Below are 26,064 nucleotides of genomic sequence, written 5' to 3'. Positions count from 1 at the left end.
TGTTTGAGTTTTTAGGCTACTTAATGAGTGTAAGCATTATAATCAAAAAGGTATAGTTCTTGAAAGTTTGATAGTAGCTTATCTCTACTAGATAATGTGCTAATTTTAGATTTATTCTATACTCTAATTTGGAAGTAGGCTAACATTCTATAAACCTACTATTCTTATTCTATTCTCATTTGATATCAAGATTTTACGCATATGAATTATACTACTCCAACTAACGAAGAAAAAAATATAGAAAAAATACAGCAAGAACTAGAATTAGAGCTAGAATCTAATTCAATTCATGATGATTTGAATACAGAAAATTTGAACATAGATAATTCATCTATTACAAACAATAAAGTTGATTCTATTTCAGACTTGCCAAATGAAAGTCCGATTGCCTTTGATAAATCGGCTATTTTGCCTTTAGAAGAATTAGAAGTAAATTACGAATGGATTAGCACAAACGAGCAATTTAATCAAACCCACACACAATTACATGTCTCAGAAGATTTGGATGCAGAATCTGATTATCTTGATGAGTCATCTACCTTATCAAAAAAATCTTCCCTATCAGATATGAAATCCAAATCTAATTTATTTTTAGGAATTATACTCTCATTAGTTGGAGCATTAGGAGCAGCCTACACGTGGGGCAAAACGACTATGCTTATAGACGAATATATCGAACAACATCACTATGCTTTTATGGCTATCTTAGTTGGTCTTTTAGCAGCACTAGGAATGAGAATTGGAGGTAGGGGGCATCGTCCTATTTTTGGAATAATGGCTATTTTAGTTACCATTTTAGGATTCTTTATAGGCAATGTATTAGCAGCTGTCGAACCTATCGTACAAAGTTTTCAACTTTCTTATATAGAAACCTTTACTACTTTTGATATTTCTCATTTGTGGGGATTCTTAAAAGACCGTTTTGAATATGTAGATATTGCATTTTATGTTCTTGGATTATTTTTCGCTTATTATTTTTCTTTCAGTAAGCCAAAACATTTATTTAGATAAAATATATTCTCTCAATTGTAGCAATAAGCATTTTACTTTATAGAGGTAGAATGCTTTTTTTTGTAGCTTTGTTTTTTCATTTTAAAATAAAGAAAAAAGTAAGATACAACTTCAAAAATTTCCCTTCTCAACTCATTTTTTGTGATTTCTCATGTTATACTATCTATTTCGTTTTTTGCGTGAACAGTTCGAACTCTCTGGAGCAGGTCTTTTTCAGTATATTAGTTTTCGTGCTATGTTGGCAGCTTTTTTATCACTTTTGATTAGTGTTGTTTTTGGTAAAAAAATAATTCTCTTTCTCCAAAAACAGCAAATTGGAGAAACTGTCAGAGATTTAGGACTCAAGGGTGAAAACCTAAAAGCAGGAACGCCCACTATGGGGGGAGTAATTATTTTGGCTGCCACACTTATTCCTACACTCCTTTTGGCTCAACTCCATAATATCTATATTTTACTTCTCATTATTTCTACTATTTGGCTTGGGATAATTGGTTTTGTAGATGATTATATAAAAGTAATCCGTAAAAATAAAGCAGGACTTTCAGGAAAGTTTAAGATTTTAGGACAAGTAGGAATAGGAATTTTGATTGGTATAGCTATGTATTACCACCCTGATGTTTTGATGAGAGAATTCAGTACAGGTATAAATGCTGCTGATGATTATACTAGTTATGTAAACTCTAGTTATGAAGATATAAAGTCTCTGAAAACGACTATTCCATTTATTAAAAACAATGAATTGGATTACAGAACACTTGTTCCCGACTTTCTAGGAGAATATGGCGTAATAATTTTTTATATTCTTGTAGTTACTTTCATTATTACAGCCGTTTCGAATGGTGCAAACCTAACAGATGGCTTAGATGGACTAGCAGCAGGAACAACAGCCATTATTGCCACTGCTTTGAGTGTTTTTGCGTATGTTTCAGGAAATTTAATCTTTGCAGATTATCTCAATATTATGTATTTACCTAACACAGGTGAAGTTGTTATTTTTTGTGCTGCTTTTATGGGGGCGTGTATTGGATTTTTGTGGTATAACTCTTTTCCTGCACAAGTTTTTATGGGAGATACAGGAAGTCTTTCATTAGGTGGAATTATTGCTGTTTTGGCAATTACGCTTCGAAAAGAACTTATGATTCCGATTCTTTGTGGTGTATTTTTGATAGAAAATTTATCTGTAATGATGCAAGTAGCCTATTTTAAATATACAAAAAAGAAATTTGGAGAGGGCAGACGTATTTTCTTGATGTCGCCTCTTCATCACCACTATCAGAAAAAAGGATTGCACGAAGTAAAAATTGTTACTCGTTTCTGGATTGCAGGAATTTTACTTGTTATTATTGCTTTAGCAACTCTCAAGATTAGATAGTGATAAAAACAACAACTAGAAAAGATCATTAACTATTTTTGTAAGAATACTATTCTCAAAATAAGTAACTTTGAAGATAGCAGAATTGCTTTTGTTAATAACTAATAATTAAACACTAATAACTCAAAAAATGGTACTTGCTCTCTTTCGTTTTTTATTTCGTTTTCGTGGTTGGAAAATTGTTCATAGTGAAGAAGTGACAAAAGAAGTATTAGAACGTTGCGTAATTATTGCAGCTCCACATACCACTAACTGGGATGCCGTTTATACAATTGCATGGTTTGATATTGCAAATATAAACTGGCGTTTTACTATCAAGAAAGAATGGATAAAACCTCCTTTTGGCAATATGTTATTAAAAATGGGAGCAATAGGAATAGATAGAACTCCAAAAAAAATAGGAGAAGAGCGTCCATCAATGGTACAAGCAATGGCAAATCTTTTTACAGAAAATAAAAAACTAGCTGTTGTTTTTACACCTGAAGCGACACGCAATAAAGTAACAGAATGGAAAATGGGTTTTTATCATGCTGCTAAATTAGCCAATGTGCCAATTGCACTTGGTTACTTGGATTACAAAAAAAGAGAAGCAGGAGTTACAAAATTAGTCATGCCAACTGATGATATGGAAGCTGATTTGAAAATAATCATGGATTTTTACAAAGATAAAATAGGTAAGTTTCCAGAAAAATTTTCAGTTGATTTGAGGTATGTCTAATTTCTAAATTTACTCAAACTTGTATATAAAAAATCCTTATCAATGCTTTATAACTAAGAAGTTGTTTAAGAATGTTTTTTTCTAGTTCTGGCAAATATTAAAGTAAAGGCTAAATAGTGTAAACTTTGCCACGTATGAATTTTAGTTTCGTACCTCATAATTAAGGCTTTGAAAGCATCTAACCACGCATTAGTTCTTTCAATAACGAATCTCAATTCATACATTTCTTCATCTTTAAATGGTTGATTATCAAGGTCTTTTTTATTTCTTTTATTAAAATCTATATTATCTACAATATCTAAATGATTACAAAAAGAACGAAAGGCTTGTGTATCAAAGGCTGCATCAGCATTGAGAAAAATTCCTCCTTCTCTAATTTGAGAAGCATTCAAATCATCTATCATAGATTGCATATTTTTTTCAAGTTCAAAAGCATCGTGATGATTGCCTGCTCTTGGAACAGACATCGCTACTGGAATACCATTTTTATCCGTTAGAAAAAGTGCATTGGTTGTTTTTCCTGCTTTTCTTTTGGAATATCCAATACCTTCTCCTCCTCGTTTAGCTGAAGTGTGGCTGCCGTCTAGCTGACAAATAGAAAAATCTAATTCTCCACGATAATCTTCTAAATACTTGATCCATAATTTCTTCCAACTTCCTAATTTTGACCATTTATTATAATGGTAATATACTGTATTCCAGCGAATTGATAAGTTTCCGAAAAATTGTTTCATAGGAAGTTCTCGCCATTGACTCCCTGATTTTAAGCGATACACAATGGCTTGGATAATACGCCAAAGAGCTACTTTTATACGACGACCTTTTGTAAATTGATGTAAATAAGGTAAAATATTTTCGGTTATAAATTTTTTTGATAAGTTTACGTACATAGAGGGAAAAATAGTTAGATTGAAAATGTGATGATTTACAAGTATAACTATTTTGACCTCTTTTTAAAAAAATAAATAACCATTCTTAAACAAGTTCTAACTATTGATAAGGATTTGAAAAATTATTTTTTGTTTACCATCGCAGATTTAGCTTGGTCTGTGGGTAAAATCAAGACATCAGCAATATTGACGTGAGCAGGTCTGCTAACTACAAAATAAATTAGTTCTGCTATATCTTGTGCTGTGAGTGGCGTATAGTTTTGATACACTTTTTCAGCTCTTTTTTCATCGTTTTTGAAGCGAACCTTTGAAAATTCTGTTTCTACTAATCCCGGTTTTACTTCACTTACTTTGATATTTTCTTTTAGTAAATCGATTCTCATGCTTTCACTAAGCATTGCAACGGCTGATTTGGTGGCACAATACACATTTCCATTTGCATACGAATCAATACCAGCAATCGAACCGATATTTATAATCTGTCCTTTATTTTTTTCTGACCTTGTGTCATTTAATAATTTTGGTAAAATTGCTCTCGTTACGTACAAAAGTCCTTTTATGTTTAGGTCAATCATTGCATCCCAATCATCTAAATTTCCTTCCTGAATAGGAGAAAGTCCGTGTGCATTTCCTGCATTATTGATGAGAATATCTATATTTTGGAAATCTTTTCCAAGAGAATCAATAGCTTTTTTCACTTCTTCTCTATTACTGACATCAAAAGCAAGTGTATTTACTTTTACTTTTTGAGATAATTCTTTTTCTAGTTCTTGAAGCCTTTCGGTTCTTCTTCCACAAAGAATAAGGTCAATATTATTATCTGCAAAAATATGTGCTGTGGCAAGTCCAATTCCTGAAGTTGCGCCTGTGATGAATGCGAGCATAATGAAAATGGTAAATTGTGAGTGGTAAATGAATTGCTAACCAATGAAAGTAACTTGAGTTTTTAATTCTTTTCAAAACTAGTAACTGATTACTGCTAACTGCTAACTGATTTGGGTTTGATTTTTTCAGCCAAAAGATACAAAACAGCCATTCTGATAGCTACACCATTTTCTACTTGATTGAGAATAATAGAATGCTCAGAATCAGCTACATCGCTATCAATTTCGACACCTCTATTGATAGGACCTGGGTGCATAATGACAATTTCTTTATTGAGAGAATCTAATAACTCCTTATTTATGCCATAATAAAGCGAATATTCACGCAGAGAAGGAATATTTTTTACATCCTGTCTTTCTAGCTGAATACGCAAAACATTTGCAACATCACACCATTCTAAGGTTTCTCTGAGGTTATAACTCACTTTTACACCTAATTGATTTATAAATTTTGGAATAAGTGTAGGCATCCCACAAAGCATCACTTCTGCACCTAGTTTTTGAAGTGCAAAAATATTAGAAAGAGCTACTCTTGAATGCGAAATATCTCCGATAATGGCCACTTTTTTTCCTGCTACTTCTCCTAATTTTTCTCTAATCGAAAAGGTATCTAAGAGTGCTTGTGTTGGATGCTCATGTGTTCCATCTCCTGCATTTACGATAGCAGCCTTAATATGTTTGGATAAAAAGTGAGGCGCACCTGCACTAGAATGACGCATCACAATCATATCTACTTTCATTGCCAAAATATTATTGACTGTATCAAGAAGCGTTTCTCCTTTAGAAACAGAACTATTACTAGCTGAAAAATTAACAACATCAGCAGAAAGACGTTTTTGAGCTAGTTCGAAAGAAATACGAGTACGAGTAGAATTTTCAAAAAAAACATTAGCAATCGTAATATCACGTAAGGAAGGTACTTTTTTGATAGGACGATTAATGACTTCCTTAAACTGCTCTGCCATTTCAAAAATATGCAAAATATCAGCTTGGGTAAGGTCTTTTATTCCTAATAAATGATTGACACTCAGACTCATAAAAACAATTATAAATGATAAATTATGAATGATTAGATTCTTTATAAATTTTGTTACAACCTTCTATTTTAATTTGGTCTGTAGTGAATTTCTGACTAAATTTAAATAATCTCTCTTACCAACATCCCTCATTTGTGAAACTAAAATCATATAAAATCAAGGGCTAATTATTAATTATAATTAACCCTACAAAAGTATCACAAATTTATAAGCCTTAAAAATGAATCTATTAAAAAAATTAGATTCATCAAGTCAATTTTAGTGGATTTTTTCAATAGAAAAGTAAAAATTCAAAAAATAAAATGATTATTTTTTATTAAATTTAGAATTCTTTGTATAGTAATAATTTTATTACTAATTTATCAGAACAATCTTAACTATAAACTTTCTGTCAAAATCTGCCCCTAAATTAATGCAAACGCAAAAACCTATTCTATTTACAGGAGCTTTTTGTTCACAACAAGAATGGATAGACACTATTTTGTCTACTTTTCCTTCTATGCGTTATCTTCCTTATTTTTTTTCTCCTAAAAGTGAAACAAGAAGTGTTTTTTCTTTTGAAAGTGAATATCCCTATATAGACCCTGAAAAAGATAATTCCTATGCGTCTTTTATGACTGAATTTATAAGTCCTAAAAAAATAGAGCAAGAAAGTCCAAAAGGAGCATTTAGTAGTAGTTTTAAACAGCTTTATCATCGTTTTGTAGATAAATATCAAATCAGTAAAGAAACTAAAAAAGAAATTCGTCCACTTATTTATGATAAACATGGTTTTTTTTTAGCAGAATGGTTATACAAACATTATCAGACTGATGTAGTCATTTTGATTCAGCATCCATTAAGTTTTGTGTATAACTGGATAGAAAACAAGAAAAATACAGATATTGACACATTATTTTCCTCAAAAATTGTCTCCTATGCTCCAAATACTTTAGAACGTATTATTTTAGAAAAGCAAGAAAATAGATTTGCATCTCTTCAAGAATGGGAAAAAGCAGTAAGAGTGTGGCTTGTTTTTGCAGAAACTATATTATATTATCAACTCAATTATCCAGATTGGTTGTTTTTTAGATATGAAGATTTTAGAGAAACTCCAGAACGAACAGTTACAGATATTTGTGATATGTTGGATTTAGATTATACGACAGAGTTTCTGAATAAATTTGAAGCTACAAAACAAATTCGTAGTCAAGATGCAGAGCAAATAAATGCAGATTATATCAAGGCATTAATCAATGAAACACAAGAATATTTGACTCATTTTTATCCTAGAAATATCATAGGCAAAAGTATGTTTAGATAGCTAGAATTAAAAAACATAGTTGATTAGATTTCAGGCTAATAAAAAAGCAGCTTAATTATTATCAAGCTGCTTTTTTATTTTATAATCTAAATTGGGCAGAAACACGAATTCCCCATTTACTGACATCATCTTTATCTAAATAAGTAAGACGATGAACGGCTTGTACTCTAACAAACCTAAAAATATTGCTAACTCCATAACTTACCTCTGCGTAAGGTGTTGCTCCCAAACTTCCAAACTTAGGAACAGGAACTCCATCTGAATCTGTATCAGGTATCAAATCAATGTTTTTCTGACTTACATTTCCAACTAACATATTTCCTTCTACAAAAGTTCTCCATTTGAGTCTTCTCATCAATGGAATTCTATTCAATAAAAATCCATTAAAATCGTGGATAACATTGATTGAAGCATATTTATCACTTACAAACTCAAAGTAGTTCATCAAATTGAATGAAAGTTGATTATAAAAAGGTGTTTCATTGCCCAAATGTGACTCTAAAAGTGGATAAGGAAGTGTAGAAGGCGTAAAACCAGCACTAATAAAATAGTCTGTACGTCCAAAAATACCCAAACGAAATGAGTGTTCTAAACGAGTAGAAAACTTATGGTATTCCAAATCTCCTCCCAAAAAGTCTCCTAAACCTCTAATATAACGAAATTTAAAAACAGGATAATTGCTATTAATCACAACTCTAGCCATTTCACCATTGATATAACGCTCTTTAAAACCAATTCTAACTTCAGCCATTACTTCAGAAACTCTAAAATCTTTACGTCGGATTTCTGAATTTTCTGGGTCAAAAAACTCAAAGTTAAACAAAGGGTCATAGTCTTGATTGCGATAAGTTACTTTTGAAGTAACACCTTTAATAATGTCTGTCTGAAAATCAATACTACTTTGTCTATGATAAAAAGGACGATTTCTATCTAAACTTCCCCAACGACTAAAAGCCAAAAACAGATAATTATCACTAGAACGAAAATCTTCATTAAATAGAGCAACTTGTTGGAGATCATATTGATGAGATACACTAATAACTGTCCAAGGATTTCGATTAGCAATATATCTTATTTTACCTCTATACTTCCATTTTTCGTCTCCAAAACCGTATGCTATTCCAGTAGAAAACTGAAATTTATTGCTAAAATCTACATTTGTTCGTACATTAATCATGGCACGGCTTCCTTCAATATTATTATTTGAATAAAGTGTAAGTAGTGTTCCTACATCTACTTTTCCAATATCTTTATAGCCATTGATAAGTAAATCAGCAATTTCAATATAACTTTTTACCATTGGTAAATTACTGATTGTATCAATCATTGCATAAACTGTCTGTTCACTTGCTGTAAGCGAATCGTGTCTGTTTTTTTGCCAAAAATCATCTGTAGAATTATTGACTTCTTCATCTACAACAATAGCATCTTTATAAAACTTGAGATCTCTAGGTTTATTGATTACAATATTTTCTGCTGAACTATATGACTTTAAAAGCATTCCAGCCCATTGATCATTTATCTGACCTACATCAACTAAAATACGTGTTTTGACAGGAAGCCAAGCTGTTTCTTTGTCTTCTTCAATTCGCTTTAAATCTTGTTGAATTTTTATTTTTTCAATAAAGTTGAGGTTTGCTGCCTTTGGAACAGTTACATCAATGCGCTTTAAAGCAAAAGTAGAGTCATCTGTTATCCACATTGTACCTGTAAAGGCTAAATCTTCTTTTCGTTTAGGTTGAAAATCAATACGATAACACCAAATATCATCAATTTCGGTGCGTTCTTGTAATTCATAATCATAAAACAATCTCCAACTTTCAGAAATGGGAGAAACAAAATCTTTTCCTGCAATCTGAATCCAACTTTCATAAAAATTATAATCTTGAAAAGAAGAACCTACAAGTTGTGAGACAATACTTCCGTCATCTACACCCACGCCTTTAATACGTGTTTTTTCTATTTCTTCTTTTCTTTTAATTGGACTATCTCTATAATAATATTTAGAAATAGTTTCTGAAATAAATAGTGGCAAAATTGGTTTTCCATCTTCTCCTGCCAAATTTTCAACACTATCAACTACTCCAATAATTTGTTTAACCAGTTTTTTTTCTTTGAATTTATCAGAAATATTATCTACATCAAGTTCTACTTTCGAATAAGCATCATATTCATAAGCAGAAAGACGACGTTTGTCATTTTCAGATTTATGGTCTAATAAACCTCTTAAATATTCCCAAGCAGGATTTTCTCGTTTCCCAGAAGTAACCACAATTGCTTTTAGAGTTTCTTCAGAAGAAGCAAGCTGATAATCAATATTTTGAGTAGCTCCTTTTTTAACTGCTTTTTTTCTAGTTTGATAACTTACATACGAAACCACAAGCGAATCAGTAGCTTTATCGGTTTCTATTTTATAAAATCCATCAAAATCTGTGGTTGTTCCTATGGTTGTTCCATCAAAATAAACATTTGCAAAAGGAACTCCATCACCTGTTTCGGCATCAGTAACTTTTCCTGTAACAACCGTTTTTTGAGAAAAAGCAGAAAAACCAATTAATAATAAACTAAAAAGCAAGAAAGTTCTAAGTAAGAAAACCTTGGGGAATAAATTTCTTTTTTCAGAAAAAACAAAGTAAAAAACAGTATTCATAAGATAGTAGAGAGAAAAGGTAAAATAAGATTGCAAAAATACAATTTCTTTTTTTAATTAAGATAAAGTAATTTTATATTGAATTTAGATTTTAGAGTGCAATGTTTGAGTGTGATAAGAGTTATAGAACGATAAAGTGATTTTAGTAGTTTTTGATAATGTCATTTATTTTTTCTAGTAACTTAGTTTGCATTAAATTTGTCTTAACGAATCTATTACAAATTTAGATATAGATAAAAACACTAAATCTGTATTTACATTGTTAAATGTATAAAACTAATTTTGTATTAGGTAAAAAATCTGATAAATAATAGTTATATTCATATAAACTGATAGTTTATATTTTCGGCTGTTGAATTAGGAAAAATTATGAACTACCAAAGCAGCGAAGCCAATTACGATTGTAATCTATTCAAATGACTATCTTAATTAACTCCTATTACTAAAAAGTCAAAATACTATTATTTTTAGAATATCTGTTCAAAATTAGACGTATTTTTTTTAATAAACACCTATCCAATTTCTAAAAGACCTAGCAAGGTTATTTTAGATACTACTTACTATTTCAACCAAAATGAAAACTTTTATTCTCAAAACAACTTTTTTATTCTCCTTTACATTTCTTGTCGTCATTAATTTTGCTTTTGCTCAAAATGATTCTACTAATTTAGAAATTGTAATTACAGAAGATAATTATGAGCAAGATTCAATAATAGATGTACAAGATTTGAATGAAGCAATTGTAATTGCAGACTCTACCATTTCGCCTACAGACTCTACTCGTAAGCTCATTCGCCCTACTAAAAGTTTAGCACAGCTTGAATCTGAATACGCACCTTATGCTGTAACTGCTGCAAATGTTAGTAATTTTGAACCTGATGAATTAGAACAACGTTTTTTAGCCATCAAAGATATTCGTGCTCATTTACGCTTGAATATCCGTTGGAGGTCAGCTTATGGTGCAACGGAAGAAGATTTAAAAGGAGAAAATGAACTCATGAATAAAATGCGTATAGCTATGGCTTTTGCAGAAATCAATGCGAAAGAAGAACGAAAACGACGTTCTGATTCAGCTATAAAAAATTTATTGAATACTGACCCAGAAGATATGTATGATAAAGAAACCTTGAAATTCAATAATCCAGATTTAATAAATACACTAAAAGAAAATATTTTTTATAGCTCTAGAATGCCCGATTTTAACTCTGTTGCACTTGGAACAGTTCTTCCCAACTGCCAAAAGTTTGGTTTTCCTCCTCATACACGAGCAACAGGCTACCGTTTAGGAATTGGCGACCATACAGACAAATACAACTTACTCATTTTGAGGTTGCATACAGGAGAAATAAAAGCTTTTTTATGGGATGATGTATATGCTAAAATTGTTGATGTGATGTAAATTAGTGAAAATATACAGGACATTCATGAAAAACATGAATTTGTCTTTGTATGTTCATTTCCTCAGAAACGAACTTTTATACTTTCTCAGAAGTGTGATTCATAAAAATATTATGCTTCTGAGAAAGCCTTTTATTCAGTTCTAGAGGAACTGAATAGACAAAGATGTGTACTTATAAAAACAGAATTCGTAATTCGTAATTTGTAATTCGTAATTCGTAATTCTAAAAAGCTATTTCTTACGAAAAACAAATCCTACAAAACTTCTATCATTTGCCCAAAATTCTTGTATTTTATCAAACTTTTGAGGATTTTCTAAGAAAAATTTATAATTAAGCATTGCTTTATTTTGCTCTGGACGATATGAATAATGAGAATCCCAAAAGATAAGACCATTTTTTGGAAGCTCTGCAACTGTCGTAGAGTCTATTGACTTTGGCGTAATCTCAAAAGTTTCAGGTGTTTCATCTAAATAATAATAGAAAAGTTGATGATTTACCAAAATAGGTATTTGTCCATATTGTTTAGTAAAATTCTCATACCATTTTGCCATACTTTTCACATTCGAATCTTCTTCAGAAAGTGGTTTTGGTTTGAGGGTAATGAGTGCCATAAAAATTGCAAAAACAGCAAAAGCAATTCTGGCTTGAGAAAATGAAAGTCCAATAATAAGAATGATAATTGTTCCCACAACGGCGATTAAAGGTGCCAAATAGCGTTCGACTTGGAACTCTCTTCCTGCTTGTGCCATTCGTGCAGCGTAATCAGCATCCAAAAGCATAATCTGATTATCAGGATAAGTCATATAAATTCCCACCAACAGAGCCATCGGAATAAGCGAATAAATTACCTTCCAAGCGTCTTTCGTATTTCTGTATTCTTCCACAGCCAAGGCAGCCAAAACACTAAAAAGAGGTGCAACAATAATCAAATAACGCAAGTTTCCAGCCGTTGCAGGTCCAATAGGAACAGATTGAATATTAAAAACACAATACATCAAAAAGTAAAGTGTTGGTAAAATGGCTACTGTAATATGTGGTATTTTCTTTTGAAATGCTTTTAAAGTAAAATAAGCTACAATCAATGTAATAATAATTCCTCCATACACAGTTGCAGACATCAAGAAATAATGTTCAAAACCTTGTCTTGGATATTGATCACCTATTTCACTACTTGTTTTCAAAACTTGATTTAATAAATAAAGAAAATCGCCTGTAATAGCAAAACCCCAAAAATTATGAACAAGTGGAAAAACTCCTGTCAGAAGTGCAGGAAGCCATTGCTTTTTATAAAGCAAGAAGAAAAAATAAAGAGCTAAAAAGGGATAAAATTCTTGTCGGATAAAGACGATATAGGAAGCAGCCAAAGCAGCAAACGCATATTTTTTATCTTCATTGAGATAAACAGCCAAAATCAAAATAAAGGCAGCTAGAAGTTCAGAGTAGTTACGAAAAGAAAGACCAATCCAAAACGGTTGAGTAAGCAAGAAAATAAGAGCCAAAGCAGGAATCTTGATATTGATTTTTTGAGCTAATTTGAAAGCAAAGAATCCAGAAAAAGCAGCCAAAAGACAATTAAAAAAAGTAACAAAATGAACACCCAAAAGGGAAGGCAAGGCATAAACGAGTTTAAACCCAGGTTTTTCCCAGTTGCTAAGAATTCGGTTTGGATTAAACCAAAAACGCTTCATAGAAACATAATGAACAGCTTCATCTTGCTGATAAAATCCTTCTGAAACAAACGAAAAAGCAAAATACAGACATGCTGCAACAAGCGTTAGAATAAGAGCTAGTTTTGTAGAAATAGGAGAAAAAAGAACATTACTATCATCTATTGTAGCTTCTGATTGTCTGTTTTGAGTTGTTTTTTTTGAATTTAGATTTGAAACAGGTTGAGTTTCTTTATTAGAAATTATTTTTGCCTTAGATTTTTTCTTTGCCATTTTCTGCTAATTATTTTGTGATATACTTCTTACAAAGGTCTGTATTCTGTTTCAAAATTACTATAAAAAATAACTTTAATTTTATTTTACATAAAAAAACACATCTTTAAAAATCAACACAAATCACTGAATTACAGCAACATAAACTTACAAAAATATCATAAATTAAAGATTAATTAAAAAAATACTGAATCACTAAGCAGCATAATTATAGAAGGTTCACTCTTTATAGATAGAACATCAAACCTTTTAATTTTTTAAATTATGCAAACATTCAGAAAAATTCATTCAAAGCTCTCTTTAGTAGCTTTATTATTTTTAAGTATAACACTTATCAGTTCTTGTGATACTTCTAAAGATGACATCTTACCAGAAGATAAACCTCAAAAAATTGATAAAGAGAAAAAAATCTATACAGGTTCAGACTTATCTTCTTATACAGTAGATTTGCCTCATGTTCTTGGTATATCTCAAGTAAGTGATTTAAAACTCACAACTCCTCCTAGTTTTGGTAGTGTCTCAATCATAAAAGAAGGCATTGTGTTATACAAAGCTAATGAGAGAAACAACCCTAGAAGTGACCAATTTGGCTACCAAATCAATGGACAAGACGGAATTCTCAAAATTGAATATAATCCAGACTCTACTGGCTGTGAAACTAAATCAGATTATTATGTAATAACAGAAAATACATCTATCGATGCTTATTTTTTAAATAATGACTTTGAGTGCATGTATGATAGCTTGGGAGGAGATAGCAGTACTATACAAATCACATCTATTGAAGTAGATAACCAAGATTTACGCAATCCAAATCAAACAGTAGATTTTGTATTTTACTCTAGCAATAGATACTTAACCTATACACCTCCTACCAACTTTACAGGCTTTCAAGAGTGTTTATATACTGTTTATACAGATGATAATCGTGTGTTCACAAGTACAATTACTTTTGAGGTAGTAGCAGATATAGATTCTACTGGAGGAGGAGATACAACTTGTATATTTCTTGCTGACGACATTTATAATATATCAAACCTTCCATATTTTGAAGCTCAAAATAATACTCAAATAGTATGGGTCAATACAAATCCAGACAGAACAGTACAACCTCTTGATGAGTTTTATTCAATAGATAGTCTAAATCAAGAATTTATAGAAGGGCAAACATACCTTTATGTTCCTTATATAGAAAATGACGTTTTATGTAATCCTTCAGAATGGGATTTAACAATCAATTGGAACAATGTAGAAGCAGGAGTATCAATTTCAGAAAGTAATTATAACCCTGTGTTCTTTGTACCTATGTTCAATTTACAACAAAGTTCTGAAATAAAGTTTTTCTATACATTTAGAAATCGAATAACTGGACAAGAACAGACAGCCGAAATCATTATTAGGCAGTAAATAAAATATTATCTCAATCAAAACAGCATTACTTTGTAGTGCTGTTATTGTCGTTTGTAATGGTTTGATGTTCTAGCTTACCATTATATAGCAAATACTATTTAATATCTATGTCAGAGAAAGAAATATTTTCAGGTTGTTTGAAAGGTTCTCGCCCTGCTCAAGAAGCTCTATATAGGCTTTATGCAGGAAAGGTCATGACAACTTGTATGCGTTATGCTAAAAGCAGAGAAGAAGCAGAAGACATGTTACAAGAAGTTTTTTTAATCATTTTCAAGAAAATCAATCAAGTCAAAAAATTTGAAGCTCTTGGAGGTTGGATAAGGCAAGTAGCTGTACATAAAGCTATTGATATTTATCATAAACAAAAAAAGCATTTTGGACACCTCTCTAATGAAGCACTTATATATGAGTCTGACACACAAGATACTGTGCTTGATATGCTTTCTGCTGAAGAACTTATCAGCTTGATTAGAGAATTACCTCAAGGCTATCAAATAGTGTTCAATTTGTATATCATAGAAGGATACAAACATGAAGATATTGCCAAATTATTAGGCATATCAGAAAGCACTTCACGTTCACAGCTTACAAAAGCCAAACAAACATTACGAAAAATGTTGGCAACCAACTATAAAATCACTCAATATATACGCTAAAAACATTTTTGTTTTATGGACAACAATATACACAACTCTCAAAATGATTCTGAATGGAAAAACAGCTTTTCCAAACTCAATGAATGGGAATCTCTACCTCCTCGTGATGGCTGGGACAAAATTTCTGAGCAATTAGATAAACCATCAAGACCAAAATTTCTCTACTGGTTTTTAGCTTTAGGTTTGATTGTAGTTTCAAGTATTGGCATTGGATTTTATTTTATTTCATCTGAAAATAATATATTTTCTTCTGACTTGGCTTTCAATACTCCCAACCAAACAGTAGAAAAAGAAATAAACAAATTTTCTGACATAGAAAAATCAGATACTAATTTCCCCACAGAAAACTCAATCATTCAGTCTGATATAAATAAAAATACAAATTCTAATTTATCAGAAAATAAGATTAATAATTCTATATCTGATACAAAAAAATCATTATCAAATGAAACTACTTCATCTAAAGTTATTACAAAGTCTTCTCGCTTTTCTCAAAAAGCAACTACAAAAGAAAAAGTCAATAATAATATTGCTTTGACAACTGACTTAAATAATGATGATGAAAATAACGAGGTAGTAAACATAACTCAAGAAAATTCGCAAGAAACACAAGCAGAAATGACTGTCGTTACTCAAGAGGATAAAAAAATGATATTTGTATTAGAAGAAAAGTCTCTTGGAGAAATCAAAATAAATGCAGACCCATTTTTTGAAATGCAAATAGACTCTATCAAAATTGTCTCAAATGATAATAAAAAAGATAGTTTGAACAAAGAATCAAATATGGTTTCAAAATGGAAAATTGCGTCTTATACAGGTTTCGGACTGACGTACAAACATTTTACAGCAAATCCAAATGACAAACATTACGTAAGAATGCTTAATGAAAAACAAACTATCAGTGAGCGTCAGAGTCTTACATTTGGTTTTATGGCAGAAAGAAAATTATCTCAAAAATGGAATTTACATACTGATATAGGTATTTTGAAATGGAAAAATACAGTTAAACATCAATTTGGAGGAAATTATTATTCTCCACCAACTAACTATATAGCCACCAAAATTTCTACAAATCATGTATCTATACAGCCTATTTATGGAAATAGAGATAGCCTACAAACACAAACTATAAATTATGAAAGCACTTATTTTAAAGTAGATTTAGGAATCTCTTATTCTTTGTTCCAATCTAAAAAATGGAAACATCAAATAGGAGTAAAAACAGGGCTTTTGTTACTTACAAATGAAACTACCAATTATGAGATTTATGAAAATACAGCTCAATTTCCAAGTGCAAAACAGATAATTCCATTCTTTGCAGGTTTCCATCAAAGTCATTATCAACTAACTAATCATTGGGGAATTTTTGGAGAAAGCTCATTGAAATATTTGCCTAATTCAGTTGGAGATAAAAATACAATTTGGCAAATGCGTTTTTATCAAATAAATCTGCATCTAGGAGTTTCTTATAAATTCTGATAGTCGTGACAACGGCTATAACCTGCCCTTGTTGGTCTCCCACAACAACAGAGTGCAAAAATTGTCAGAGAAACTTTAAAAACTCACCATAAAAAAAGCCTTTTTCGTTTGAAAAAGGCTTTTTTAGTCTAAAATCTAAATGAGAGGGGGCTTTCTAACAAGATTTATTTTTTTATTCTCTGCTAAAGTCTAATGTATCAATTCTATAACCATTAGCTGTTGATTTAACCAAAATATAAACTCTAAATGTATTTCCATTTGTTGCTGTATATTTTCCTATTACATATTTTAGTCCTTCTTTTGAAGCTCCTTTATGAATATATTCAAATTGTTTGGCTGGATTTTTTGTAAAGAAATCTTTCAATACAAACTCAGCTTGAGACTGACTGTATGTAGCTTTTTGGTCACCAAGTCCTATTTCGATAGCCTCATGGCAAAGTTTTACTAATTCTTTAGTTGAGCCTGCACCAATAGCCGTTTTGGCTGTATTTATGACTTCATCTTCTGTTTGTGCAAAAGTTGGAGAAGCTGAAAAAACTCCCCAAACCAATCCAAAAGTTATCCAAAGAAAAAATAATGATTTCATAATTGTAAATGTTTTGTAGAGTTTTTTGATAGAATAGTTTGTATAATTATTTTAAGTTCTTTTTTTGTGTAAGAGTTACAAAGATACTATTTATAAATTCTAATGTAATAATTGTTTTTTTGAGTAGAAAGAGAGAAGTAACCTAACTATTCTACTCTTAATACAAAGATTTGCCAAAATAGTGCCAACAAAAAGAATATCTTATATTCTTACTATTTATTCCTACTTCCATAAAAAGTATTTCTGCTTTACCATATATTTATTTTTTAGTTAAAAAACAACATTTCATTTTTAACGCCTTTTATTAGTTTATTGTTCTTGTATAAGTCTAAGTTTTGTGTAAATTAGCCACTTCAAAATCCTATTATTTTTTTTAGATATTCAGAAAGTCTATATTATTTTTCCAATTTACTTATTGCCATTATGAAAAAAATCTCTATTGCTTTGTTTGCTCTTGTATTGATAGCTATGGGTGTTTTTGTTGTTTATTATTTTATCAATCAAGAAGAAGATGTACAAGAAGATGTAGAATTAGTTTCTCCAAAGATGGATTCGATTATCAAAAAAACAGTGGCTACAGGCGCAATTGTACCACTTAAAGAAGTAGCTGTAAAACCTGCCGTTTCTGGAATTATAGACAAATTATTTTTTGAAGCAGGGCAAGAAGTAAAAGTAGGTGATGTAATTGCTAAAATAAAAGTAATTCCAAACATGACTAATCTTACCAATGTTCAGAATAATTTGGAACAAGCTCGGCTTACTTTGGATATGCGTGAGCGTGAAATGAAAAGACAAAAGCAGCTTTTTGATGATGGTGTAATTGCAGAACGTGAATACATGAGTGCAAAAGATGATTATGATTTGGCAAAAAATCAAGTAAGCGCAGCTTCTGAAAGTTTGATTATTGTCAGAGAAGGAACTTCTAGCCGTTCTTCTAGCACTACAACACTCGTAAAAGCAACTACAAGTGGAATTATTTTAGATGTTCCTGTAAAAGAAGGCGCAAATGTAATTGAAAGTAATACTTTTAACGAAGGAACAACAATTGCAACAATTGCAGATTTGACTGATATGATTTTTGAAGGAAAAGTAGATGAAGCTGAAGTAGGAAAGCTCAAAAAAGGAATGGATTTGGTCTTGACAATTGGGGCGATAGACAATGAGAAATTTGATGCAAAACTAGATTTTATTGCACCAAAAGGTATAGAAGAAGAGGGCGCAATCAAGTTTCCTATAAAAGCAGATGTTCAGCTCAAAGAAAATCAATTTGTACGTGCAGGATATAGTGCAAATGCTGATATTGTTTTAGAAAGAAAAGATAATGTTTTGGTTATTGAAGAAGCATGGTTACAGTCGGCTGAAAAAAATAAAGAAAAAGAAGAAAGCAAAAATAAAGCGAATGGCAAAAAGTCTGATAAAAAAGAGGTAAAACAAGATTCTACTAAAACAGAAAGCAAATCTTCAAAGCCAAAATCAGATGCACTTTATGTAGAAATTCAGACAGGTGACAATGTTTTTGAGAAACGTTATCTAACTTTAGGACTTTCTGACGGAATAAATATTGAGGTTTTGAAAGGACTTAAACTAGAAGATAAGATTAAAAAGCCAAATTAATTTTAAGAAAAATAGATTTTTTACCTACTTCTATTTTTGTAGTTAATGATTAACCATTTTTTTATAGTAATTTGGTGCTTTAATGGTTTTTTGAGAGTGTTATCACAAATACTCAACAATTCTTTTTTATTTTGTACTTTTTATTTTGACTTTTTATTTTGAAGAGAGTAGCCATACACAGTAAAGACATTGCAGAGAGTAAACTTTTTTTTGTAAAACAAATTTTTACAGAATTAGAAAACTATGGAGTAGAGATTGTCATTTCAAAAGATTTTGATAGGCTACTTCATTCTATTAATTTCCGTCCCAATATTGTCGGTACTTTTTCAGCTCCTCATCACCTTTCTGGTGTAGATTTAATGCTAAGTGTGGGTGGTGACGGTACTTTTTTGGAAGCTGCCACTATCGTACAACATCAAAACGTTCCCATTTTAGGAATAAATACAGGACGTTTGGGATTTTTGGCAACGACTTCAAAAGAGCAAATTCATAGTGCATTAGAAAGCCTAATGGCAGGACATTATACACTAGATGAACGCATTTTATTAGAATTAGAAGCTGACCGAGATTTATTTAAAGGTGTAAATATTGCTCTTAATGAATTTGCAATTATGAAGCGAGATTCTTCTTCTATGATTGTAGTTCATACCTATATTGATGGCGAATACCTGAATTCTTATTGGGCAGATGGTTTGATTGTCGCTACGCCTACAGGCTCAACAGGTTATTCTTTGAGTGTTGGAGGTCCTGTGGTTGTTCCTCAGTCAAATAATTTTGTAATTGCTCCTGTTAGTCCTCATAATTTGAATGTACGTCCTCTGATTGTTCCAACAGAAAGTGTAATTGCTTTTGAAATAGAAGGAAGAAGTAAAAACTTTTTGGTTTCTTTAGATTCTCGTTCAAGAAAAGTAGATAATACGATCCAAATGGCAGTCCGAAAATGCAATTATACATGCAAAATGATTCGTTTGGATGGCGATAGTTTTCTCAAAACACTTCGTGAAAAACTCAACTGGGGAATGGATATTCGAAATTATTTAAACCGTTATTAACGAAAATTATGAATAGTAAATGGTTTTTAGCTATCTATAAAAATTAATGCTTGAATTTTTCAACATGTAAATTTATTCATTTTATATTCATTACAGATATAAATCACTATTTACTCCCTGCCGTTGTCGGTGTCTCACCGACGACCTACAAACAACCAACTGCAATATTTAAAATTTACTTGCAAACTCAATTACGTTTTCCAAAATCTGTTTTCCTTCATTCAAATCTACTTTATTTTTTCTCAAATATTTTAAAGCAAGTTCTAAAAATGATTTTTGATTTATTTGAAAACTCTTGATTTTATCAAAATCTAAGTCTGTTTCAGACTGTAAAAAAGTAGTTTTGTCGTACCAAATGGTATTTTCTTTCACAAACCAAGTTTTAGAAAATTGCTTAGTTTTACTTATTTTTTCTTCAAAAACCTCTACAATCTCAAACTCAATTTTGTTACTAGTTGGAGTTAGGTATTTTTGTAAAAGAAACTCTCCTTGATTGGCAAAATGATGAAAATCTTTATAAATCGGAATCCGTGGAGCTTCATTTTTTAGCTCTTCTTTGTATTTAGATTTGAAAATATCACGCTGCCAAACGGCAAAAATGTAACCTAAAATGAGTTTACTAGTGATATTTTCTTCTGTAGGAACTACAAAATTATTGGCTTCTTCTGCTTCTAGTTTTTCCCAATAATCTTCTATAAAATCAATGGCTTTTTCTGATTCTTGAAAATAATTTCTTAGTGTTTCGAAACTTTCTTTATTTCGTGCTGCTTTATTTTCTAATCTTTCAAAAGTTCGTTTTGTGTTTGTAAAAACTCGTGTGATTTGCTCAAATTGTATGTACGTATTTGTTTCTGGATGATGCAAATTTTCCTTCAACTCTTTTGTCATTTTGCTTTCATCTTTATCTATTATACTAGACAAAGCCCGTAATTCAAAGGCTAATTCTTGATTGACTTGCAAAAATTCAAATTCGGATAAGTCAAATAAAGTTTGGATAGCTTCTTCTACTTTTTCAACTCGTTTTTCAAAAGCTACTGCATATCCTCTTCTGAATTTATGAAGTGTATTTTTTGAAAAATTGATTTTTTTCTTGATTCCATTTTCAGTTTTTTCATAAAAATAAAAAGGGAAAATATACGCATTTGGTAAAATATCATTCAAAAAACTAGGTGGAATTGGCTTATCAGTTGCCCAAACTTCACCTCCATTTGAAGTATTTGTCCAAAAAATAAGGATATTTTCACCTTGCTTTCGGTTTGGAAAAATTTTATCCAAACTATAAAAGTTTTCAAAGACACTTTTTTCATAATACCAAACACCTTCATCAAAAACAGAAAGTTGTGTTTCAACTAAATTCTTCTCATCAAATTCTAATAGCTTACTTTCTGTTTTATGATTTATTTTTCCTTCAACTTTTTTCTCAATCTTTTCTTCAATCACTTTTATAGTATCTTTTTCAAAAAGTGTATTTGCAGCTAATTTAGAAACTAAAATGGTTTTCTTTTTTTCTAATTTACTCTTTTCCTGTTCTTCTGACTTTATAATTTGCTGATTGTAATTTTGAATAAATTCTTTTACTTTGATTTTCAGATTATTTTCTTTTTTAGAAAAAACCTCAGAATTTAATTGAATAAAATCTTCGATTTTCTGTGTTGGAATAGCTCTAAAATATATCTTAAAAAGAGAATTTTTGTTTTCTTTTGAAGCAATGACAGGAATAAGTTTTTGATACTCTGACAAAATTGGTTTCGGTTTCCAGCTACCAAGCAGAAAATTAGTCGTAAAATGAATTTTGTCTTTACTTAGTTCTGAATAGAAAACTCCTTTTTCTAGCTCTGTTTTATTATAAAAAAATAGTCCTAAAGTAGTTTCATTTTTAGTTCTAGTTTCATAAATTTCAATTCTTTCAAACCACTCTTGTAACAAACGACGAAGAGAAGAAAGTGACTTTTTCGCTATAAAATCATTCTGATTTTCATTCAAACAAACAAATAAAATTCCCTTTTCTGAAAGAGATTTAAAGGCATTTTGAATGGAAGCAAAAAGCTGTTTTTCTTTTTTGGTTAGAGACTGGAAAAGTAAAATTTCTTTTATAGAATGAAAATTTTGAGTATCAGCATTCAAGATAATTAACTCATAATCAATTATTTCTATTCTATTTATAAGTTCTGAATTTTTCGAAAGACCAAAAATGCCCACTTGTGAAATTGGTTTCTTTGCTTCAAATCCAAATTGAGAAGTTTCATTTTGAGTAGAAAAAGACAAAAGCAAATCGAAAAAACTTTCATAAGTTCCGAAGAGTGTTTTCTTTTTAAACTCTTCACTATTAAACTCTAATGACTTTAAAATTTCATTATCATTGAGCAAAATCCTTTTAGGCTTAATTTGATTTATTTTTTGTTGAATAATTGGAATAAAATCTAGTTTTGCCTTCTGACTTTCAAGATTATGATTCAAAAATTCATTTCGTATTCCATTAAAAATTCCATACAACAAAACTTCGCTTTCCTTTATCTTATTTTTTTGAGAAAAATCATTTACAAAACGCTCTATTTCAAGATAAGAAGCAGGAATTTTTAGTTTATGAGAATTGTTAGAAAATCTAGTTAGAAAATTATTTATTGATTTTAAAATTTCCTGTCTTTGAAAGAATGATTTTTTAAAATTACTTTTTGCATAAATGGTTTTCCAAAACTCAAAAATTGTAATCCATTCAGAAAGTAAATAAATTGAATGTCCACCTTCTTCCAAAAGCTGAATAATAGGCTGTAAATCTTCTTTTTGTTTTGTAGAAAAACCTTTTCGAAACTGATTTTCAATTTCTTTTTTTCGTTCTATAAAATCCTTTTTAACTTGTCCTAAAAGTGGACTTATTTTTTGATAAAACTCTATTGACAAATTATGAACATCTTCTAAAAATTGTATTTCTTCTTTATTAAGTTGTTTATAATCAGTTATCAAAATTGATTTCTGTTGAATAGACGTAATTTTGAAACTCTCTTTTTCTAAATTTTCATTTACTTCAATTTTTGCCCAAATTACATGCTGATTGTCCCAAATTTGAAAGTGTGTAGCTGAAAACTGCACTAAATTTAGCGAAGGGAAATAAGTTTTAAAGAAAGGAAATAGAGGAAAATTCATTTTAAAATTTTAACAAAAGAAAAACAAAAACACTGCTTTTTGTAATAAACTTATCGCTTGTAAAAGTGTTTAATATCCAAATAAAATTGCAGATTTAGTAAAAAAATCAAACAAAATTAACTTTTTTTTCTTATAACTGTCTATTTGTCAGTTAGTGAAACAACGGCTTTATTTTAGTAAAAATAAGCATAAACAACAAGACAAATCAAGAAATTATTTACTTAATATACAAAACCATTTTTATATGTTTGATTACAAGAAATTTCATAATACAGACTTTTATCAGCACGCTCACAAAGCACAGGGTATTCCTACAACTACTTTAGAGGGTTATGCCAAACAAAGTATCACAAACTTTACTCCTTATATCATCGAAGAGCGTCAGTTAAATGTTGCTCAAATGGACGTTTTCTCTCGTTTGATGATGGACAGAATTATCTTTTTGGGAGTGCCTATTGATGACCAAGTTGCAAATATTGTAACAGCTCAACTTTTATTTTTAGAGTCTGCTGACCACGAAAAAGACGTTTTGATGTACTTAAATAGCCCTGGTGGTTCTGTTTATGCAGGTTTGGGTATTTATGACACAATGCAATATATTCGTCCTGATGTAGCTACACTTTGTACTGGTTTAGCTGCTTCTATGGGAGCTGTGTTATTGACGGCTGGACAAAAAGGAAAGCGTACAGCTCTTCCTCATGCTCGTGTAATGATTCACCAACCATTGGGAGGAATTCAGGGACAAGCATCTGATATTGAGATTACAGCAAAACAAATTTTGATTGTTAAGAAAGAACTAACTCAAATTTTGGCTGATGCAAGTGGAAAAGATTATGAAACAGTTGAAAGAGATGCTGACCGTGATTATTGGATGATTGCACCAGAAGCAAAAGAATACGGCTTAATTGACGAAGTTTTGGAGCGTAAGAAAGACAAATAGTGATTAGTTATTAACTTTTAATGATTAGTTAGGAAAGGCATTATATTCTATTTTCTTTAGAATGTAATGTCTTTTTGCTTTATAGAAAATTTTCATCTTGTTTTTTTAAACAAAACTCTCCCAAAGTTGGTAGTATTTAAAAAAAGCAAAATACCTAAAAAATATTTAGAAACATACTTTCAATTATGCAAACTACAAAAGAAAATCCTGCAATTCCTTCTGCCGTTTTTGGTGTCTCTACCAATGATATTTCCCTGTTTTATAAAAACCTACATTCAAAATTCATAAAGACTAGACAAAGAACGCTTTCACTTTGTCAAGATTTAGAACCAGAAGATTTTGTAGTTCAGCCAATGGCAGATGTAAGCCCTACAAAATGGCATTTAGCACATACAACGTGGTTTTTCGAAACTTTTTTGCTTGTTCCTTATCTCAAAGATTATAAAGTTTTTCACCAAGACTATAACTATTTGTTCAATAGCTATTATGAAACAGTTGGCAAAAGAGTATTCAGAACCGATAGAGGAAACCTTACTCGTCCGACAACAAAGCAAATTTATGAATATAGAAAGTATGTAAATGCTTCAATTTCACTATTTTTTGAAGAACTCATTAAAAATAATCAGAAAGATAATGAGAAAAATAATTTTGATGATAAAACCGAGTTAGAAATAAAGAAACGTCTTTTCATTGGTCTTAATCACGAAGAACAGCATCAAGAATTATTGGTTACTGATATAAAATATGTTTTGGGAAATAACCCACTTTTTCCTGCTGTAAAGATGCCAATTGAAGATTTTACAGTATTTGAAGCAAAAGAAGAAAATAGCAATAAAGATTTTATCAAAATAAAAGAGGGAATTTATCAAATTGGTTTCCAATCAAAAAATGAAACTGATAATAATTTAGAAAATGAATTTTATTTTGATAACGAATTTTATTTTGATAATGAAAAAGGTGTTCATCGTGTTTTTGTAGAACAATTTGAAATTTCTAAAACTCTAGTAACCAATGGAGAATATTTAGAATTTATAGATGCAGGAGGGTATCAAAATTTTAACTTCTGGCTTGCAGAAGGTTGGGACTTTGTCAATCAAAATAAATTAAATTCGCCTTTATATTGGTTTAAAGAAGATACAGATAATAATAATGAGTGGTTGTATTATGATTTTAATCAGTCAGAAAATGGATTGCAACAACTAGATTTAGATGCGCCTTTATGTCATATCAGTTTTTATGAAGCTGAAGCCTACGCACAGTTTAGAAATATGCGACTTCCAACAGAACATGAGTGGGAAATTGCAAATGAGTTTTTTGAGTGGGGCAAACGTTGGGAATGGACACGCTCTGCCTACCAACCCTATCCAAATTTTGAAAAGGATGAAGGAGCATTAGGCGAATACAATGGAAAATTTATGATAAATCAGCTTGTTTTGCGTGGAAGTTCAGAAGCAACTGCTCCAAATCATTCAAGGTATTCGTATCGTAATTTTTTCCATGCTGACAAACGTTGGCAATACACAGGAATACGTTTGGTAAAGTAATTATTTTAAAAAATTATCAAAAAACCCAAAAAACTACTTTCATAATCGTTTTATCTAAGCTAAATTTGTAGATTGTATAATCAAATTGTTTGGGCATTTTAAATAAAAATTTAGAATATCTTCAATTTAGATTTACTTTTCTCTAATAAAAGAGAAATAATCTTGACCATTACGACTCAACAAAATCATTTTTTACGATTAATTTTAACAAATTATTTCAAAAAAATAAAAATGATTTTCTATATATAGCAAAATAAAGCGATTCTGAATTTTAATATAATTAATTGATTTACAGAAATTAATACATAAAATTAATTTAAAGTTTTTACTATACATAAAAATAAAAACTAATTTTGAGCATTTTAGTCTCTCAAAACCCGTAGGGTTTCGAACCATTTTGCGTATGTGACTTTATCTATAAACTTTTTATAGACTTT

The 26,064-nt window shown here is 30.4% G+C and carries 19 protein-coding genes; 12 read left to right on the top strand and 7 right to left on the bottom strand.

From position 1 onward, the window contains the following. Positions 1-201: 201 nt before the first annotated feature. The 3 genes from V9L05_RS13345 (at position 202) to V9L05_RS13335 (ending at position 3,101) form a co-directional block, all read left to right on the top strand. Positions 202-1,011, top strand: a complete 810-nt coding sequence (locus tag V9L05_RS13345; RefSeq protein WP_338812383.1) for a hypothetical protein — start codon at positions 202-204, stop codon at positions 1,009-1,011. 151 nt (positions 1,012-1,162) lie between these two features. Continuing rightward, positions 1,163-2,383, top strand: a complete 1,221-nt coding sequence (gene mraY / locus V9L05_RS13340; protein WP_338812382.1) for a phospho-N-acetylmuramoyl-pentapeptide-transferase — start codon at positions 1,163-1,165, stop codon at positions 2,381-2,383. A 130-nt stretch (positions 2,384-2,513) separates the two neighbouring features. Beyond that, the gene (locus V9L05_RS13335) at positions 2,514-3,101 is read left to right on the top strand and encodes a 1-acyl-sn-glycerol-3-phosphate acyltransferase (RefSeq protein WP_338792757.1); all 588 of its coding nucleotides are present in this window, start codon (positions 2,514-2,516) and stop codon (positions 3,099-3,101) included. Positions 3,102-3,166: 65 nt separating this feature from the next. Here the strand turns inward: V9L05_RS13335 and V9L05_RS13330 are convergent, their stop codons facing one another. The 3 genes from V9L05_RS13330 to V9L05_RS13320 form a co-directional block, all read right to left on the bottom strand. Beyond that, positions 3,167-3,991 (bottom strand): IS5 family transposase, encoded by an 825-nt coding sequence (locus V9L05_RS13330; protein WP_338812380.1) that lies wholly within the window; start codon positions 3,989-3,991, stop codon positions 3,167-3,169. 122 nt (positions 3,992-4,113) lie between these two features. After that, the gene (locus tag V9L05_RS13325) at positions 4,114-4,875 is read right to left on the bottom strand and encodes an SDR family NAD(P)-dependent oxidoreductase (protein WP_338792758.1); all 762 of its coding nucleotides are present in this window, start codon (positions 4,873-4,875) and stop codon (positions 4,114-4,116) included. Positions 4,876-4,970: 95 nt separating this feature from the next. Beyond that, the gene (locus V9L05_RS13320; RefSeq protein WP_338792759.1) at positions 4,971-5,912 is read right to left on the bottom strand and encodes an aspartate carbamoyltransferase catalytic subunit; all 942 of its coding nucleotides are present in this window, start codon (positions 5,910-5,912) and stop codon (positions 4,971-4,973) included. Between the two features lie 412 nt (positions 5,913-6,324). On the opposite strand from V9L05_RS13320, the gene V9L05_RS13315 reads away from it, so the two are divergent. After that, on the top strand, positions 6,325-7,215 hold the full coding sequence (locus V9L05_RS13315) for a hypothetical protein (RefSeq protein ID WP_338812378.1): 891 nt from the start codon (positions 6,325-6,327) through the stop codon (positions 7,213-7,215). A 79-nt stretch (positions 7,216-7,294) separates the two neighbouring features. Here V9L05_RS13315 and V9L05_RS13310 read toward each other — a convergent pair whose 3' ends face one another. Beyond that, positions 7,295-9,865, bottom strand: coding sequence for a DUF5686 family protein (locus V9L05_RS13310; protein ID WP_338812377.1), 2,571 nt, complete (start codon positions 9,863-9,865; stop codon positions 7,295-7,297). 574 nt (positions 9,866-10,439) lie between these two features. On the opposite strand from V9L05_RS13310, the gene V9L05_RS13305 reads away from it, so the two are divergent. Then, positions 10,440-11,264, top strand: coding sequence for a hypothetical protein (locus V9L05_RS13305; protein ID WP_338812376.1), 825 nt, complete (start codon positions 10,440-10,442; stop codon positions 11,262-11,264). Between the two features lie 231 nt (positions 11,265-11,495). Here the strand turns inward: V9L05_RS13305 and V9L05_RS13300 are convergent, their stop codons facing one another. Then, the gene (locus V9L05_RS13300) at positions 11,496-13,205 is read right to left on the bottom strand and encodes a hypothetical protein (RefSeq protein WP_338812375.1); all 1,710 of its coding nucleotides are present in this window, start codon (positions 13,203-13,205) and stop codon (positions 11,496-11,498) included. 264 nt (positions 13,206-13,469) lie between these two features. Between V9L05_RS13300 and V9L05_RS13295 the strand changes: the two genes are divergently transcribed. The 3 genes from V9L05_RS13295 (at position 13,470) to V9L05_RS13285 (ending at position 16,750) form a co-directional block, all read left to right on the top strand. Next, the gene (locus V9L05_RS13295) at positions 13,470-14,612 is read left to right on the top strand and encodes a hypothetical protein (protein WP_338812374.1); all 1,143 of its coding nucleotides are present in this window, start codon (positions 13,470-13,472) and stop codon (positions 14,610-14,612) included. 110 nt (positions 14,613-14,722) lie between these two features. Then, the gene (locus V9L05_RS13290; RefSeq protein WP_338812373.1) at positions 14,723-15,271 is read left to right on the top strand and encodes a sigma-70 family RNA polymerase sigma factor; all 549 of its coding nucleotides are present in this window, start codon (positions 14,723-14,725) and stop codon (positions 15,269-15,271) included. Positions 15,272-15,286: 15 nt separating this feature from the next. Next, the gene (locus V9L05_RS13285; protein WP_338812372.1) at positions 15,287-16,750 is read left to right on the top strand and encodes a hypothetical protein; all 1,464 of its coding nucleotides are present in this window, start codon (positions 15,287-15,289) and stop codon (positions 16,748-16,750) included. 172 nt (positions 16,751-16,922) lie between these two features. Here V9L05_RS13285 and V9L05_RS13280 read toward each other — a convergent pair whose 3' ends face one another. Beyond that, positions 16,923-17,336 (bottom strand): DUF4783 domain-containing protein, encoded by a 414-nt coding sequence (locus V9L05_RS13280; RefSeq protein ID WP_338792767.1) that lies wholly within the window; start codon positions 17,334-17,336, stop codon positions 16,923-16,925. Between the two features lie 423 nt (positions 17,337-17,759). On the opposite strand from V9L05_RS13280, the gene V9L05_RS13275 reads away from it, so the two are divergent. Further along, positions 17,760-18,950 carry an efflux RND transporter periplasmic adaptor subunit gene (locus V9L05_RS13275; RefSeq protein WP_338792768.1) on the top strand — a complete coding sequence of 397 codons (1,191 nt, stop codon included), beginning with the start codon at positions 17,760-17,762 and terminating at the stop codon, positions 18,948-18,950. A 158-nt stretch (positions 18,951-19,108) separates the two neighbouring features. Then, a complete protein-coding gene (locus V9L05_RS13270; protein ID WP_338812371.1) occupies positions 19,109-20,002 on the top strand; it encodes an NAD kinase in 894 nt (297 codons plus the stop codon). A gap of 168 nt (positions 20,003-20,170) precedes the next feature. Here V9L05_RS13270 and V9L05_RS13265 read toward each other — a convergent pair whose 3' ends face one another. Continuing rightward, positions 20,171-23,143, bottom strand: a complete 2,973-nt coding sequence (locus V9L05_RS13265; protein ID WP_338812369.1) for a type ISP restriction/modification enzyme — start codon at positions 23,141-23,143, stop codon at positions 20,171-20,173. A 244-nt stretch (positions 23,144-23,387) separates the two neighbouring features. On the opposite strand from V9L05_RS13265, the gene V9L05_RS13260 reads away from it, so the two are divergent. Both V9L05_RS13260 and V9L05_RS13255 read left to right on the top strand, forming a co-directional pair. After that, positions 23,388-24,083: an ATP-dependent Clp protease proteolytic subunit gene (locus tag V9L05_RS13260; RefSeq protein ID WP_338792771.1), complete on the top strand. Its 696-nt coding sequence runs from the start codon at positions 23,388-23,390 to the stop codon at positions 24,081-24,083. 185 nt (positions 24,084-24,268) lie between these two features. After that, positions 24,269-25,627, top strand: a complete 1,359-nt coding sequence (locus tag V9L05_RS13255; protein ID WP_338812366.1) for an ergothioneine biosynthesis protein EgtB — start codon at positions 24,269-24,271, stop codon at positions 25,625-25,627. The last annotated feature ends 437 nt before the right edge of the window (positions 25,628-26,064 follow it).

Source organism: Bernardetia sp. Wsw4-3y2, from assembly GCF_037126295.1.
Taxonomy (GTDB): Bacteria; Bacteroidota; Bacteroidia; order Cytophagales; family Bernardetiaceae; genus Bernardetia.
This window is presented reverse-complemented; position numbering and strand designations above follow the sequence as displayed.

Coding starts and splice junctions, on each gene's coding strand:
- V9L05_RS13345 (WP_338812383.1), top strand. CDS start 202: ATGAATTATACTACTCCAACTAACGAAGAAAAAAATATAGAAAAAATA.
- mraY (WP_338812382.1), top strand. CDS start 1,163: ATGTTATACTATCTATTTCGTTTTTTGCGTGAACAGTTCGAACTCTCT.
- V9L05_RS13335 (WP_338792757.1), top strand. CDS start 2,514: ATGGTACTTGCTCTCTTTCGTTTTTTATTTCGTTTTCGTGGTTGGAAA.
- V9L05_RS13330 (WP_338812380.1), bottom strand. CDS start 3,991: ATGTACGTAAACTTATCAAAAAAATTTATAACCGAAAATATTTTACCT.
- V9L05_RS13325 (WP_338792758.1), bottom strand. CDS start 4,875: ATGCTCGCATTCATCACAGGCGCAACTTCAGGAATTGGACTTGCCACA.
- V9L05_RS13320 (WP_338792759.1), bottom strand. CDS start 5,912: ATGAGTCTGAGTGTCAATCATTTATTAGGAATAAAAGACCTTACCCAA.
- V9L05_RS13315 (WP_338812378.1), top strand. CDS start 6,325: ATGCAAACGCAAAAACCTATTCTATTTACAGGAGCTTTTTGTTCACAA.
- V9L05_RS13310 (WP_338812377.1), bottom strand. CDS start 9,865: ATGAATACTGTTTTTTACTTTGTTTTTTCTGAAAAAAGAAATTTATTC.
- V9L05_RS13305 (WP_338812376.1), top strand. CDS start 10,440: ATGAAAACTTTTATTCTCAAAACAACTTTTTTATTCTCCTTTACATTT.
- V9L05_RS13300 (WP_338812375.1), bottom strand. CDS start 13,205: ATGGCAAAGAAAAAATCTAAGGCAAAAATAATTTCTAATAAAGAAACT.
- V9L05_RS13295 (WP_338812374.1), top strand. CDS start 13,470: ATGCAAACATTCAGAAAAATTCATTCAAAGCTCTCTTTAGTAGCTTTA.
- V9L05_RS13290 (WP_338812373.1), top strand. CDS start 14,723: ATGTCAGAGAAAGAAATATTTTCAGGTTGTTTGAAAGGTTCTCGCCCT.
- V9L05_RS13285 (WP_338812372.1), top strand. CDS start 15,287: ATGGACAACAATATACACAACTCTCAAAATGATTCTGAATGGAAAAAC.
- V9L05_RS13280 (WP_338792767.1), bottom strand. CDS start 17,336: ATGAAATCATTATTTTTTCTTTGGATAACTTTTGGATTGGTTTGGGGA.
- V9L05_RS13275 (WP_338792768.1), top strand. CDS start 17,760: ATGAAAAAAATCTCTATTGCTTTGTTTGCTCTTGTATTGATAGCTATG.
- V9L05_RS13265 (WP_338812369.1), bottom strand. CDS start 23,143: ATGAATTTTCCTCTATTTCCTTTCTTTAAAACTTATTTCCCTTCGCTA.
- V9L05_RS13260 (WP_338792771.1), top strand. CDS start 23,388: ATGTTTGATTACAAGAAATTTCATAATACAGACTTTTATCAGCACGCT.
- V9L05_RS13255 (WP_338812366.1), top strand. CDS start 24,269: ATGCAAACTACAAAAGAAAATCCTGCAATTCCTTCTGCCGTTTTTGGT.